Below are 15,312 nucleotides of genomic sequence, written 5' to 3' on the forward strand. Positions count from 1 at the left end.
CTGAACTAATTTATGTCTTTTTATCGGTATTATTTGTTTTTTATCGTAAAAATACTATATTACGGTTTAGCAGTAAAATTATTGCACTTAGATTTTAAGTAAATTTACAACCTAATTAATAACCTGAATATTATGAAAAGGATATATGTATTGACAACAGTATGTGTTTTATCTTGCTTGGGTTTCACGATAAATGCTCAGAATCATATTGATCATATGGTATGGGACCAACTGCTATTACTAAATGTTTCTAATGAAGGTAAAGTCGATTATAAAGGTTTTATTAGAGATAAGTTTCTATTTGATAAGTATTTTAAATCTTTATCTACTAATTACCCAACAGAAAACGCTGAAGACACAGAGAAACTAGCATATTGGGTAAATCTGTATAATGCGATTGTTATGAAAATGATTATTGATCATTATCCTGTTAATTCCATAAATGATTTAGAAAATCCATGGAAGAAGAAATCGATCACTATTAATAACAATCAGTATAGTCTAGATGATATTGAGCATACTATTTTAAGAAAAATGAATGAACCCAGAATTCATTTCTTACTTAACTGTGCGGCTACATCATCTCCTAAATTATGGAATAGAGCCTATACCAATAGAAACATAACTCAAGCATTAGAAGAAAGGACATTAGACTACATCAATGATTCGACTAAAAATATAACTACTAATGGCGAAGTAAATTTATCAAAGGTGTTTGAGTGGTATGCAAAAGACTTTGATAATGGAGATATCAAAAATTACATTAATCGATATTCTAAAGAAAAAATTAGCAAAACATCCAAAATAGGTTATTTAGAATATAACTGGAGTCTTAACGAAAGACAATAACTTTCTATGATATATAGACCGTGTTATTTCATATAGATTAGATCATGTAGAGGTATAACACCTATATATCTAAATCAACAATTTTCGGTATTTCATATGTAGCACGCTAAAAAAGGAATCTTACTAATTGGTAAATAACATTTAGGGAAGCCTAGCTACTCTAAAGAAAAAAGTAGCTTTATAAAAATCAAAGAATTTCAAAATTTTCTTCTGGGCTATTAATAAAAGTGTCGGAGAATTCTACAGTTTAGAAAAACTAAAAAAAAGATTAAAAACTAAAAAAGGTTATCTTCTCAGACAACCTTTTTATATAAAACTCTTTTCTTTTAAAACATTAATTATTCAAATGCTCTAAGCGTCTTTGTAATAATTCCAACACACTCTAATAATTGTTCTCTGGTCATTACTAATGGTGGTGCAAAACGTATGATATTACCATGAGTTGGTTTTGCTAATAAACCATTTTCTTTTAAGGCCACACAAATATTCCATGCGGTTTCACTTTCTTCATCATCATTAATAACAATAGCATTTAGCAATCCTTTACCACGAACGAGGTTCACGATATTAGACGTTTTGATATATTCATTTAGTTCTGATCTAAATAACTCTCCTAACTGATATGCATTTTCTGCAAGTTTTTCATCCCTTACAACTTCTAATGCTGCAATTGCAACTGCTGCTGCCACAGGATTTCCTCCAAAGGTACTTCCGTGGTTACCAGGTCTTATCACTTCCATAATATCATCATTCGCTAAAACTCCTGAGACTGGATATGCTCCACCACTCAATGCTTTACCTAAAATCAAAACATCAGGCTTTACATTAGGTGTTCCGGAACAGTTTTTATCACTACAAGAACAATTACCACAAGTAGCTAATAATCTACCTGTTCTTGCTATTCCTGTCTGAACCTCGTCTGCAATAAATAATACATTGTGTTTTTTACATAATGCTTTTGCTTTAGACAAATAATCCTCAGAAGGGACATAGACACCAGCTTCTCCTTGTATCGGTTCTACTAAAAATCCAGCTATATTTTTATTATTATCTAATGCTTCTTCTAACGCTTTAATGTTATCATACTCGATTTTTATAAACCCAGCAGTGTAAGGTCCAAAATTCTTGCGAGCAACTTGATCATTAGAAAAAGATATTATAGTAGTCGTTCTTCCGTGAAAATTATTTTCGCATACTACAATCTGTGCTTCATTTTCAGGTATACCTTTTTTTTCATATGCCCATTTCCTACATATCTTCAATGCAGTTTCTACCGCCTCCGCGCCAGTATTCATTGGTAACAACTTGTCGAAACCAAAAAATTCTGAAGCAAATTTTTCGTATTCTCCTAATTTATCATTGTAAAATGCACGAGAAGTTAGCGTTAATGTCTGTGCCTGTTCCATCATAGCACCTACTATTTTTGGGTGACAGTGCCCTTGATTAACGGCAGAATATGCACTTAAAAAATCATAATATTTTTTTCCTTCCACATCCCATACATAAACACCTTGTCCTTTATTCAGTACTACTGGTAATGGGTGATAATTATGAGCTCCGTACTTGTTCTCTAAATCGATTGCTTGTTGAGAAGTTAATTTTTCTAAAACAGCCATTTTTAATAATTTAAATTGATAAAACAACCATTCCTTCTGTACCTTTATCCTTTCGAAAAGACTCGAAAATTCAGCGTGGGAGAGAAATCATCCCTAAGAGAGTTGCAAAACTACTAAATCTTTATTGATTATTAATCGAATTAAAAAGCTTTTCGTCGGGAACACGATATAATTCTATTCGATCATTCAAAAGTTATTTCTTTTCTACTACTAATTTTAGAAAAACCATAAAAACATTCACATGGATTATCTAAACAACTTATTACAAAATTTTACAAATGGGAGTTTTTTTCCAAATATCGTTTTGGCAATTGTCATTCTCATTTTAGGATGGCTAATCGCTACTGTTATAAAAAAAGTAGCTATAAAATTAATTCGAAAAACTGGTATTGATGACAAACTAAAAAGTGACAAAGTTAAATTATCCGATTTCATAGGGAAATTATTATACTTCCTTATAATGATATTCGTTTTGATGCTCGTGCTTGATAAACTAGGGATACAAAATGTAATGGATCCCATTAAAACAATGCTCAGTGGTTTTCTAGGGTTTATTCCTAATATAATCGGAGCTGGTCTAGTAGGATATATAGGATATATGCTAGCGTCAATAGTTTCTGAACTGATTGGACTATCAGGAAATACAATTCAGAAATTTACACCAAAATTAAAACTTCCTGAGAATATAGATTTAGTAACCATACTAAAAAAAATAGTTTTCATTTTTATATTTTTTCCACTATTAATTGCTGCACTAAATATTCTTAATATGGAATCTATTTCGCAGCCTGCCACCGCAATGTTAGAAACTTTTCTAGGAGCAATACCTAAAGTACTCGTTGCAGCAATCATCCTTATTATATTTATTGTGGGAGGAAGGTTTGTGAGTGAATTACTAAAAGACTTATTGAATAGTATGAACTTGAATAACTTTTTTAATAAAATTAACCTGAATAGTATTACTGGAAGTACAAATGTTGTAAAACTTATCGGTAACATAGTATACTTCTTTATAGTCATCTTCGGGATAGTAACTGCTGTAGAAAAATTAGAATTCGGTAGACTTACAGAAATTCTTTCTACAATTATTAATTATTCAGGTAACATCTTATTTGGTCTTGTAATACTAGCTATTGGTAACTGGATTGCTACTATTGCATATCAAAATTTTGCCAAAAAAGAAGAAAACAAATTTGTTGGATCAATTATCAGAATGGCAGTTATCGCCATATTTCTTGCAATTGGACTTGGCACAATGGGCATTGCTAACGAAATTATAAACCTTGCTTTTGGTCTTACTCTTGGAACAATTGCTGTAACAATTGCGCTTTCCTTTGGATTAGGTGGTCGAGAGGCAGCCGGAAAGCAAATGGAAAAAATATTAAATAAATTCAATAAAAAATCTTGATTACTTGTACATAACAGGTATTTGTTAAAAACTGCTCCTCTAGGAGCAGTTTTTTTTATTTGTTTTTGTAAATAAATAATAAGTCAAACATCTTTTTATTTATAAAATTCTAACTTTTTTTTAAAACGTTCTTCCCGACAAAGATGAAATCTGTAACTCTAATCTTTTAATTTCTCTTAACAATGCATTCTTATCCATCTGCATCCAGGAAAACAACTTAAGCATTGCTGTTATCATAACGCAGAAAAATCCAGCAGCACTCCATTTTATTAGCTCATTAGTATCATCAGTATTTAAAAACTGAATTAAACAATATATAAAAAGTCCAAATACTACAAGGTTTACAATAAACATTATAATAATCATCCAACTATTTTTTGTTTTGAAAAGCCCTCCAACCATTTCTAGTAAGTTTTGCTCATCTAAGTCGTCATAAAACTTCGCCTCTTCATTAGTTAATGTTTCTTTTATCAATTGATCGATATCTTCCATTTTATTTTTCATGATTTTTACTTTTTAGAATTGATTTTAATTTTTCTCTTGCGGTAAACAAGCGAGATTTTACGGTACCTGTAGAAATGTTTGCTATTTCACCTATTTGCTTCACACTATACCCTTCGAGATAAAAAAGATGAAGTACCATTTGCTGATCATTAGGCAACGTTTTTATAGATTTTTTTAATAATATCATTATGTTATCATCTTTGTCACAAGTATCATATTCTATAGGTTCTTGAGATAGAATTTCGTTATAAGAGTCCAAACTCTTTAATTTCTTTTTATTTTTTCGGAGCCAATCATATGACTTTCTTGTGACGATAGTTAATGCCCAACTTCCGAAGGCATTAGGATCTTTTAGGCTATGAATTTTTAGTAATATTGTACTCCAGCTATCTTGAACTATGTCTTTAGAAGCTTCTAAATCCTTACTATACCAATGCGCTTGTTTACATAATTTCTCATGCCATCGTTTAACAAGAATCGCTGCAGCTTTCTTATTTCCGGATTGGCACTGTAATACCAACAAAGAGTCAAATGTTCTATTGGTGTTTGTCATAGTAACCTTTATAGTATAGACGTAGAAATATAAATTAGGTTCATTTTTTTTATTCTTTTTATAAGATATATGGAATATTTAATAAGTATATAGTTTCTATTCTTATTTTTGCGCTATGGCGAGAAAAAACAGAAAACAGGTTTTTGAAAATATAGAAGTGATCGATGCAGGTGCAAAAGGAAAAAGTATTGCCAAAGCTCCTGACGGAAAAATCATTTTCATAAACAATGCGGTTCCTGGTGATGTAGTAGATATACAAACCACAAAAAAACGAAAAGCTTTTTATGAAGGGTCGGCAACTACTTTCCATAAAAAATCCGATAAGCGAGTAGATCCGACTTGTAAGCACTTTGGTACTTGTGGCGGGTGCAAATGGCAGTTTATGGGATATGAGCATCAACTATTATATAAGCAACAAGAAATAGTTAACAACCTAACACGTTTGGGTAAAATCGAATTACCTGTTGTAACTCCAATTCTTGGTTCTGAAGATCAATTTTTCTATAGAAATAAAATGGAATTTTCTTTTAGCGATAGTAGATGGTTAACATTAGAAGAAATTCAGAGCGACACAGAAATCAAAAACCGTAATGCGCTAGGATTTCATATTCCTGGAATGTGGGATAAAATTTTGGATATTGACAAATGTCATTTACAGGAAGATCCAAGTAATGCGATTAGAAATAAAGTAAAAGTATTTGCAACTGAGAACAACTTACCATTTTATAATGCTAGAAATCAAAGTGGTTTTCTGCGTACTTTGATGATGAGAATTGTATCTACTGGAGAAATTATGGTATTAGTTCAGTTTTTTTATGAAGATGTAGAAAAAAGAACATTATTACTGGATTATATAATTTCTGAGTTCCCAGAAATTACTTCTTTACAATATGTTGTAAATACTAAAGGAAATGACACTATATACGATCAAGAAGTAGTCTGTTATCACGGAAAAGATCATATCGAAGAAGAAATGGAAGGTTTACGTTTTAAGATTAATGCTAAATCTTTTTACCAAACTAATTCTAAACAAGCTTATGAACTATATAAAATAACTAGAGATTTTGCTGGTCTTACAGGAAATGAATTAGTATATGACTTATATACCGGTACAGGTACTATTGCTCAATTCGTAGCAAGAAAAGCGAAAAAAGTGATCGGTGTTGAATCGGTTCCTGAAGCTATTGAAGATGCTAAAACAAATGCGAAACATAATAATATTGACAATGTAGAGTTCTATGTGGGGGATATGAAAAAAGTGTTTACTACAGACTTTATTGCTACTCACGGACAACCAGAAGTGGTTATTACCGATCCTCCTAGAGATGGAATGCATAAGGATGTTGTAGCTCAATTATTAAACATTTCACCCAATAAGATTGTATATGTAAGTTGCAATAGTGCAACACAAGCAAGGGATTTGTCGTTATTAGATAGTATGTACAAGGTTACCAAAGTGCAACCTGTGGATATGTTCCCACAAACACATCACGTAGAAAACGTGGTTTTATTAGAAAAAAGATAATTTATGAAGTTATATAAAACTTTGATTCTTGTGATTTGTTGTTTTGCAGCAATCTATCTAAACTCCAGTTGTGAACGAGATGATATTTGCGCAGAAGATACACCTACAACTCCCATGCTAATAATTAAATTCATTGAGGATGGTACCGTATCCGATATTAAACAACCAAATGAGTTACAGGTAAAAGCTGTAGGATTTGATAACATTCTTGACTTTACAACGAATCAAGATTCTATAATGATCCCTTTAAGAATAGATGCTCTTCTAACGGATTTTGAGTTTACAATAGATTCTGATGTTGATGAAGATGATAATACTGACGAAACTCCTAATACGGATACATTGAGTTTTCAGTACACACCTATAGAAGAATATGTAAGTAGTGCCTGTGGTTTTAAAGTCACTTACAATGGACTTACCGAGAGTTTAACTCAAGAAGGAAGTAATCAAAACTGGATTAAAGATATAACTATACAAGAAGGAAACGTAACCAATGAAACAGCTGCACACGTATTTATTTTTCATTAGCCTACTGGTTTCAGGTACTATCCTAAGTCAAGAAACCGAACTAGATCAAGAAACCAACATTTCTGCCAGAGATACTTTACCTCCTGCCGAAAAATATGGATTAAGAGTTGGATTAGATATTGCTCGATTAATTAGAAGTGCTGTTAATGAAGACTATTCCGGTTTTGAAATTAATGGAGACTACAGAGTCTACAAGAACTATTATCTAGCCGCAGAAATAGGAAACGAATCTTTTTTAAGAGATGAAGAAAATATTGAAGTAGAAGGATCTGGAAGCTATATAAGATTAGGTGTTGACTATAACGTCTATAAAAATTGGTACGGAATGCAAAACAGCATCTATGCTGGCCTTAGATATGGTTTTTCTGCTTTCGACCAAACATTAAATAGTTATAGAATCTTTACAGGTACGGATTTTTTCCCTAATGAACCCATTACCGACAAAAGAGAAGCTAAAGATCTAACAGCTAGCTGGATAGAGTTTACGCTAGGAATAAAAGTAGAAATAGTAAACAACCTCTACTTAGGAGCTAGTGTATCTTTAAGAGGACTTGTTAATGAAAAAGATCCTGATGGATTTGATGATGAATTTGACGGATTTGAAAATTTATTTATTCCGGGATACGGAAGAACAAACGATTTTAGCCAGTTTGGTATTGGTTATACTTATACTATTAGTTATTTGATTCCTTTTGCAAAAAAGAAAAGATAGACACTATTTTATTTAGTCAATTAATCGTTATGATTTATCTTGAAATTTAGCTTTTTTACTCCCTGCATACATTTCGTATTTTACTAAACGGCATTCTAGTTTACCATTAAACACTTTTATTTTTCGAGAAGGTCTTAATCCCACAAATTTTAGAGCTTCAAGGTTAGAAGTTATAAACCAAGCGTTCGTATCTGGATAACTCTGTTTAAGTGTATCTCCTATTTGCGCATAAAATTTTTCTTCATCCAATTCTAAACGTTCTCCATATGGGGGATTAAACACCATATGAAGTTTCTTATCTTCATTTTTCGAGCTTTCAAAAAAATTATCATCTTTAATCTTAACAAAATCAGTAAGATTGGCATTTTCTACATTCTGTTTTGCCTTTCTAACAGCAGATGGAGCCTTATCAAAACCAATAATAGAATGATGAAAATCACGCGTTTTCTTCAAACTCACTTCTTCAATTTTTTCAAATAAATCCATATCCCAATCCAACCACTTTTCAAAAGCAAACTCTTTTCGGTTTAAATTAGCAGGAATATTACAAGCAATCATAGCTGCTTCTATAGCAAAGGTTCCACTACCACACATTGGATCCAAAAAATCACATTGTCCGTCCCATCCAGATAATAATAACAAACCAGCTGCTAAAACTTCATTGATCGGAGCAATATTTGTTGCACTTCGATATCCTCGATGATGTAATGATCCACCAGAGCTATCCAAAGATACTGTGCACAAATCTTCTTGGATATGAATATTAATGGTTAAATCCGGATAATCTGTATCAACATTAGGTCTTTTTCCTGTTTCTTTTCTGAACTTATCTACAATAGCATCTTTAGATTTTAAAGAAATAAATTGAGAGTGCGTAAATATTGTAGAATTTACTGTTGCATAAATCGCAAAAGTATCATCTGTATTTAGATATTCATCCCATCGAATAGATTGAATAAAACTATATAAATCCTTTTCATTACGTATTTTTTTAGAAGAAATAGGTTTTAATATTTTCAACGCTGTTCTTAAGCAAAGATTTGCTTTATACATAAAACCTGTGTCGCCATAAAAACTAACCATTCTGTTACCAACTTGCGCCTTCTCTGCTCCTAGGTTTCTAAGCTCTTTTGCTAATATTTCTTCAAAACCAAAAAAGGTTTTGGCTACCATTTTAAATGATTTACTCACTATCTTCTTATTCACTATTATTAAACCGCAAAAATACATTAATTTTGCGCCCTATGCTAAAAGATTCTACAATGTGGTACGCATCATGGTTTGATACTCCATATTATCATATATTATATAAAGATAGAGGTCACGAAGAGGCACAACAATTCATGGATAACTTAAGTAATTATTTAAGTTTAGAACCAAAAGAAAAAATACTAGATCTTGCTTGTGGAAAAGGAAGACATAGCGTTTATTTAAATCAATTAGGATTTGACGTTACAGGAGTTGATCTTTCCAAAAACAGTATTGAATATGCTTCGCAATTCGAGAATGAAACATTAAGATTTCGAGTACATGATATGTCTAAACCATATCTGAAGAAATTTTCTGCAGTTTTCAATCTTTTTACGAGCTTTGGCTATTTTGAAAAAGAAGAATGTAATCTAAGTACGATAAAAGCTATAAAATCTGATTTAAACGAAAAAGGTTTTGGTGTTATTGACTTTATGAATGTAGATTATGTTATAGATAATCTTATTCCTGAAGAAATAAAAGAAGTGTCAGGAATCACCTTTTACATAAAAAGGTATGTTGAAAAAGGTTATATATATAAAGAAATAAAATTCAAAGATAACAATGAAAACTTTTTGTTTACTGAAAGAGTAAAAGCTTTAACATTAAAAGATTTTGAAAAATATTTTGAACAAGCTGAAGTCAATTTACTAGATATCTTTGGTGATTACCAACTTAAAAAATTCCATAAAACAGTTTCTCCGAGACTTATTCTTATTTTTAAATAGTGTACAACTATATATTATCCATATCCGCTGTTTTTATAGGTTCGTTAATTGTATATATATTCAAACCCAATAATCAAAAAAAATTAAAACTACTTTTGGCTTTTAGTGGTGCTTTTCTGCTAGCCATTACTATTTTTAATCTATTACCAGAAGTGTTTGAAGAACATCAATATGCTAAGCAAACGGGTGTTTGGATTATGATTGGAATTTTACTCCAAAAGGTGTTGGAATATTTTTCGAAAGGAGCAGAACATGGTCATATTCATATTCATAAAGAAACAACCAAGATTCCAAAATTACTTTTTATAAGTTTAGGAATTCATGCAATTTTGGAAGGTTTTCCAATTCATAATACAGAAGGTATATTTATCGGAATCATTATTCATAAAATTCCAGTAGCAATGATATTAACTACCTTTTTATTTAAAACAGAAATAAAAAGACCTATCATCGTATTATTTCTTATTCTTTTTGCTTTAATGACTCCTCTAGGAACATTTATCTCTGAACATTTTGAAGGTATTCAAAAATACTATAAAGAAATTACTGCACTTGTTATTGGGATATTTCTGCATGTTTCTACCACCATCCTATTTGAAAGTAATGAAGGGCATAAGTTTAATATCACTAAATTAATGGTTATTCTAGCTGCAACAGCTAGTGCATATTTTATATGATATGTTTAGTAAAGAAGAGTCAAAAACAATAAGGCAAGAATTCTGGACAACATTTGGTTCAGTTTATCCTCGTAAATGGTTGTTATATAATACAAAAATAAAAGATGTAACACTAAAGTTCACCTTTACTACAAAGTTTGCACAAGTATCTATTGATATAGAACCTTATGACGAAATAATACGAGCTTATTACTATGATAAATTCTTAAGCTTAAAAAATATAATTAGTACGGAATACTTGAATGACATTATCTTTAATGATTTTTATGAATTAGAAAATGGCAAAGTTATTTCTCGTCTTTATGTTGAACTGCCATATGTAAGTGTTTATAATAAAAAAACATGGAAAGACACCATGGAATTCTTGGAAGAGAAAATGTCTAAACTCGAAGAATTCTTTTTAGAATATAAAGATTTTATTGATTCATGATTAATAAAAAATAAGCATTTCTACTAATATTTTACGAAATTCGTAAATTAGAAAGATTTTTCATACATTAGTTTCTAACACAAACTCAATCTTATGAAAAATTATTTTAAAATTTTAGCGATATCGCTATGCTCAATTCTATGCCTTCAATGTACAAATGAAAACATTTCTACAAAAGCTTCTGAAATAGGCTTAGAACTTCAGGACGAAAACAATTTCACTGGTAAACTAACTGTGAACAATCATAATGTATCGTATTCGGTTAGTTCCTCTTCAGAACTTAATTTTATGATGTCATTAGAAATTGACAAAAATCTAATTGATGTGTCCGTCAATTATGAAAATGAAAGTATTAATATAAATGGGTACAATAATGTTTTGTCAGAAAATCAAAAAGAAGCATTATTAAAAACTGGTCAACTGATATCTGAATACATTTTAAATACTAAAGATGGTGAAATATCAATGACAGAATACACTTTATTAAGTATGACTGAATATCTTGGCAAATCACCTTATAATTATATGTATTCTAAAAGAAAAATAACCTCTTTAAGCAACACAACTAATCTAAAAAATAGAAACGAAGGAATCACTTGTATTAGAAAAAACACTTATGTAAATGCAGAATATGATGATTCTAGAGGAAATCATAAGGATAAAATAAAGGTTGGTAGTAAACCAAGAAATAATTATGGATGTATGGGAAGATGCGGTGGAGACTGCGGTAGATGGTGGATACCTAGTGCCTGGACAAAAGATTGCATGGATCATGATCAATGCAGTAACGTAAACAATGCTAGTGGAGGTTCTGGTGACAGAAACTGTGGTGATGAGTTTAACGAAGCTGCAGATGACTACGTTTTTGGAGTAATCAGAGGCTGTAGAGGTTAAAATTTTAAGCTAAAATATAGTAAAACAGGTGTTGTGAAACGCCTGTTTTATTTTGTGATCCCAACAACTAACCATTTATAATAATAATAGTTATATGTTTTTGAAGAAGTTTACATCTCGAACCAGAAACCCTAATCGATAATATCGAAATTTCAGAAAAGATACTTTCCAAAATAGAATAAACTTTAAATTATATATTTTAAAATAAATATATAGTGAAATATACTGCCCCCTAGCACAAATAAGTGCCAGATTACATGATTATAGTTTAACTTATTAAAAGCATAAAAAAAAATTCCCACTGTGTAAAACCCTCCACCAAAGATTAAATAAAAAATTCCATCTGAGCTTACTCTATCAGTTAATGCAGTAATATCTAATACAATTAACCACCCCATTAACAGATATAAAATAACAGAAACAATTTCGAATCTACCAGTAAAAAACAATTTTAGAATGGATCCAAAACCTGCTAATGACCATACCATAATAAAAAGTAACCATCCTTTACTATGCATCAATCCAATCAAAGTAACAGGACTATAAGTTCCGGCTATTAGTAAATAAATACTAATATGATCCATAATCCTAAATTGTTCCTTAAGCTTTAAATCACTTGTATAATGATAGGTGGTAGAAAAAAAATATAATACTATCAAAGAAACTGAATATAATATGATAGCAAAGGTGCTATAAGGAGTTTTATAAGTATCATTAAATAATAGGCAAAACAAGCCAACGATGGAAAGTATAAAACCGAACCCGTGAGTTAACCAATTCCATCTTTCTTCAACAGGTGTTTGTATTTTCATGGATTACAAAAATAGCGAAGTGATCTACTTTACCCCTATTACTATGAAGCATTATTAAAGTAAATATTTTATATGTAAGTATTTACCTCTTTTTTAAAAGTTAAATTCTTTTTATAAACACTTTAAACGTAAAATAATAGTGTTTTAACCATTGTTTGATTTTTTTTCATATATTTGGAAGCCCCAAAACCTGTATTGAATAATGAAAAGTATTAAAATAACAAAGCATTTTATATGCTTTTTGTGTCTTAACTTATTTTTTTCCATTCTTTATGCCAATCAATATGAAGAAATGTCATTCTCTGAATTAGAGTGTACTATTATTCACACAGAAGAACACCTAAATTCGATAGGAAGAGCTAATAGTGTCATGATTATTGAACAAATCATAGATATTTCTTCTAAATTCAACACCCAACAAGAGTACTACTTAAAGGGATATTCTTATAATATTTTAGGAAAAATTCACTTCCTTAATGAAGAATATAAAAAAGCGCTTAAAGAATATAAAATTGCAGAACTATTTATAAAAGAATTAGATGGACATTCCGAATTAATAATAGATGTAAACAATAATATTGCATTAGTCTATCTAGAAGGGTTCAATAAACCTGCTAGAGCATTAAAAAGAATTAAACATATTTATGAAGATTCTAAAAACTTAAACAACTTCTATAAACATAGTTTGGAATTAAATTTGGCTAATATCTATCTAAAAACCAGAAACTATAGAAAAGCCTATCGATTACTAAATAAATGTCAAAAATATTTTAGTCAGGACTCTGAACATACTAGCGAATTACTAATAACATATGTAAGCTTTGGGGAATACTATAAGATCCATAATAATTACAATAGCGCTATAAGACATTTTGAAGAAGCTGCTTCTATTGCTGAAAAAAATAAAATGTTCAGACAGGCAATGACTATATACAAAAAGTATGAAGAGTTACTTGTGAAAATTGGAAGACAAGATAGAGCTTATGCGATTCTTAAGAAATATACTAAACACCACGAAACTGCATTAGAAACAGAAAAATTAGAAACAAATCAATTTAAAGAAAAATTAGTAGTTAGTAATAAAAATAACAGCATTCAAACCCAAAAAGCAAAACAATCACAAACGGTTTCTATATTCACCTTATCACTACTTCTATTATGTTTAATACTATTTTGTTTTTTCATTTATAATCACAGAAAAACGAAAGTACTTGGAGAATCCTTAGCTATCAAAAATAAAGAATTAAAAATTTCGAAAGAAAAATCAGACCGTCTTGCTGCTGTAAAAACAAAATTTATATCTACCGTTAGTCATGAATTAAGAACTCCTTTATACGGTGTAGTTGGTTTATCATCTATTCTTATGGAACGAATTAAAGATGAAGAAAATCATAAGTTTATAAAGCTAATGAAATTTTCTGCTGACCATCTTCTTAATTTGATTAATGATGTACTACAGGTCACTAAAATGGAATCTTATGAAATAAGCCTTGATAAAGCCCCTTACAACATAAGAAACTTAGCGGATGATATTAAAAATTCATTCGAATATCAAGCTGATAAAAATGGTAATACATTACATTTAAATTTTGATGCAAGTATTCCTAATTCTCTTATTGGAGATCAAGTAAGATTATCTCAAATTTTTATTAACCTAATTAGTAACGCTAATAAGTTTACCAAAAATGGAAACATTTGGTTAAACTTCATTAATCCAATAACAATAGAAAATAAAGTCAAAATCACTTTCGAAATTAAAGATGACGGAAGAGGAATTCCACTTGACAAACAAGAGTTAATTTTCGATAAGTTTTCTCAAGCAGACTCTAAAGATCATACAACAGGAACAGGTCTTGGATTAAACATTGTTAAAAAATTAGTGAATCTTCACGGTGGAGATATTCAAATCGAGAGTGTACCAGGAGAAGGGTCTAACTTCTATTTTACCATATCCTTTGAAATTGATGCTTCTAATAAAGAAAATAACCAAACAAGTAATGTAAAAGATTGTATTCCATTAATAAACGAAGAAGAATACACTATACTGATCGTCGAAGACAATAAAATAAATCAAATAGTTACTCAAAACGTTTTAAAAACTAAAGGATATAAATCACAAATCGCAGATGATGGTATTTTGGCTATTGAAATGGTCAAAAATAACACATATGATCTTATTCTAATGGATCTAAATATGCCTAATATGGGTGGAATGGAGGCTACTAAAATAATTAGAGAATTCAATACTAATATCCCTATTATAGCTTTAACCGCATCTGATACTCAGGAGACCGTTCAATCAATTCTCAATCCTACATCTGGTTTTAGTGATTTTATGCGTAAACCATATAAGAACCAAGAGTTTTTTAACAAAATTGAAGCAAATCTAAATATAGCAATGTCAAAGGCATCTTAAAGATTCATTAAGCATTCTACTTTGAAAAGTCTAAGTTGTCTTCTATAACTTAAGCTATTCTAATAAGATATACTTCTTATATAAGTGATAACTTTTATCATTCAGGTAGATTTTTACCACGATAACAGTAAATAAGTCAATCATATATACTTCATAGACAAAGAACATTGTAGTAAAAGAATATACATTTATATTAACTTGGATTATTACTTATTATCTAATACCAATTATCCTCCAAGCATACATTTATTGATAGCACTTACGAGTTGATATTCCTTTTTTAAACGTACTCAGAATTATTCAAAATAGTAATATTTCTATATATGCAACGATATTTTTTTTAATTTTATAGGGTATAAAAAAAACCCTTCATTATATAATGAAGGGTTTTCAAGGAAGGCGGCGACCTACT

At 30.1% G+C, this 15,312-nt stretch carries 15 protein-coding genes; 10 read left to right on the forward strand and 5 right to left on the reverse strand.

All coding sequences use genetic code 11. The features are described 5' to 3' along the window. Positions 1-132 precede the first annotated feature (132 nt). Positions 133-849, forward strand: coding sequence for a DUF547 domain-containing protein (locus Q0921_RS05905; protein ID WP_299254624.1), 717 nt, complete (start codon positions 133-135; stop codon positions 847-849). 338 nt (positions 850-1,187) lie between these two features. Here the strand turns inward: Q0921_RS05905 and rocD are convergent, their stop codons facing one another. Then, positions 1,188-2,465 (reverse strand): ornithine--oxo-acid transaminase, encoded by a 1,278-nt coding sequence (rocD, locus tag Q0921_RS05910; RefSeq protein WP_299254626.1) that lies wholly within the window; start codon positions 2,463-2,465, stop codon positions 1,188-1,190. A 241-nt stretch (positions 2,466-2,706) separates the two neighbouring features. Here rocD and Q0921_RS05915 point away from each other — a divergent pair, with 241 nt between their 5' ends. Beyond that, positions 2,707-3,873 carry a mechanosensitive ion channel gene (locus tag Q0921_RS05915; protein WP_299254628.1) on the forward strand — a complete coding sequence of 389 codons (1,167 nt, stop codon included), beginning with the start codon at positions 2,707-2,709 and terminating at the stop codon, positions 3,871-3,873. Between the two features lie 120 nt (positions 3,874-3,993). Here Q0921_RS05915 and Q0921_RS05920 read toward each other — a convergent pair whose 3' ends face one another. Then, positions 3,994-4,377 carry a DUF6768 family protein gene (locus tag Q0921_RS05920; protein WP_299254631.1) on the reverse strand — a complete coding sequence of 128 codons (384 nt, stop codon included), beginning with the start codon at positions 4,375-4,377 and terminating at the stop codon, positions 3,994-3,996. Then, positions 4,367-4,930: a sigma-70 family RNA polymerase sigma factor gene (locus Q0921_RS05925; protein ID WP_299254634.1), complete on the reverse strand. Its 564-nt coding sequence runs from the start codon at positions 4,928-4,930 to the stop codon at positions 4,367-4,369. Before Q0921_RS05925 ends, Q0921_RS05920 begins: the two co-directional genes overlap by 11 nt. Positions 4,931-5,045: 115 nt before the next feature. On the opposite strand from Q0921_RS05925, the gene rlmD reads away from it, so the two are divergent. From rlmD to Q0921_RS05940, 3 genes are read left to right on the forward strand one after another with little or no spacing between them, the layout of a single operon-like run. After that, on the forward strand, positions 5,046-6,455 hold the full coding sequence (rlmD, locus tag Q0921_RS05930; RefSeq protein WP_299254637.1) for a 23S rRNA (uracil(1939)-C(5))-methyltransferase RlmD: 1,410 nt from the start codon (positions 5,046-5,048) through the stop codon (positions 6,453-6,455). A 3-nt stretch (positions 6,456-6,458) separates the two neighbouring features. Continuing rightward, entirely contained in the window at positions 6,459-6,983 is a 525-nt protein-coding gene (locus Q0921_RS05935) for a DUF6452 family protein (protein ID WP_299254640.1), read from the forward strand. After that, a complete protein-coding gene (locus tag Q0921_RS05940) occupies positions 6,949-7,695 on the forward strand; it encodes a DUF6048 family protein (RefSeq protein ID WP_299254643.1) in 747 nt (248 codons plus the stop codon). The genes Q0921_RS05935 and Q0921_RS05940 overlap by 35 nt, the downstream gene beginning before the upstream one ends. 27 nt (positions 7,696-7,722) lie before the next feature. On the opposite strand, the gene Q0921_RS05945 is transcribed toward Q0921_RS05940, so the two are convergent. After that, positions 7,723-8,868, reverse strand: a complete 1,146-nt coding sequence (locus tag Q0921_RS05945) for a class I SAM-dependent RNA methyltransferase (RefSeq protein WP_299254782.1) — start codon at positions 8,866-8,868, stop codon at positions 7,723-7,725. A 71-nt stretch (positions 8,869-8,939) separates the two neighbouring features. Here Q0921_RS05945 and Q0921_RS05950 point away from each other — a divergent pair, with 71 nt between their 5' ends. The 4 genes from Q0921_RS05950 to Q0921_RS05965 all read left to right on the forward strand — a co-directional run bounded on the left by Q0921_RS05950 (position 8,940) and on the right by Q0921_RS05965 (position 11,672). Continuing rightward, the gene (locus Q0921_RS05950; RefSeq protein WP_299254646.1) at positions 8,940-9,671 is read left to right on the forward strand and encodes a class I SAM-dependent methyltransferase; all 732 of its coding nucleotides are present in this window, start codon (positions 8,940-8,942) and stop codon (positions 9,669-9,671) included. Further along, entirely contained in the window at positions 9,671-10,348 is a 678-nt protein-coding gene (locus Q0921_RS05955; RefSeq protein ID WP_299254649.1) for a ZIP family metal transporter, read from the forward strand. Before Q0921_RS05950 ends, Q0921_RS05955 begins: the two co-directional genes overlap by 1 nt. A gap of 1 nt (position 10,349) precedes the next feature. Then, positions 10,350-10,778: a DUF4268 domain-containing protein gene (locus Q0921_RS05960; protein ID WP_299254652.1), complete on the forward strand. Its 429-nt coding sequence runs from the start codon at positions 10,350-10,352 to the stop codon at positions 10,776-10,778. 93 nt (positions 10,779-10,871) lie between these two features. Continuing rightward, positions 10,872-11,672, forward strand: a complete 801-nt coding sequence (locus tag Q0921_RS05965; RefSeq protein ID WP_299254655.1) for a hypothetical protein — start codon at positions 10,872-10,874, stop codon at positions 11,670-11,672. 185 nt (positions 11,673-11,857) lie between these two features. Here Q0921_RS05965 and Q0921_RS05970 read toward each other — a convergent pair whose 3' ends face one another. After that, positions 11,858-12,484, reverse strand: coding sequence for a hemolysin III family protein (locus Q0921_RS05970; protein ID WP_299254658.1), 627 nt, complete (start codon positions 12,482-12,484; stop codon positions 11,858-11,860). Between the two features lie 202 nt (positions 12,485-12,686). Between Q0921_RS05970 and Q0921_RS05975 the strand changes: the two genes are divergently transcribed. Then, complete coding sequence (locus Q0921_RS05975; RefSeq protein ID WP_299254661.1) at positions 12,687-14,900, forward strand: ATP-binding protein; 2,214 nt, start codon at positions 12,687-12,689, stop codon at positions 14,898-14,900. Positions 14,901-15,312: the final 412 nt, after the last annotated feature.

Origin of the sequence: uncultured Aquimarina sp., assembly GCF_947496855.1 — a bacterium.
In the GTDB taxonomy this organism is placed as follows: Bacteria; Bacteroidota; Bacteroidia; order Flavobacteriales; family Flavobacteriaceae; genus Aquimarina.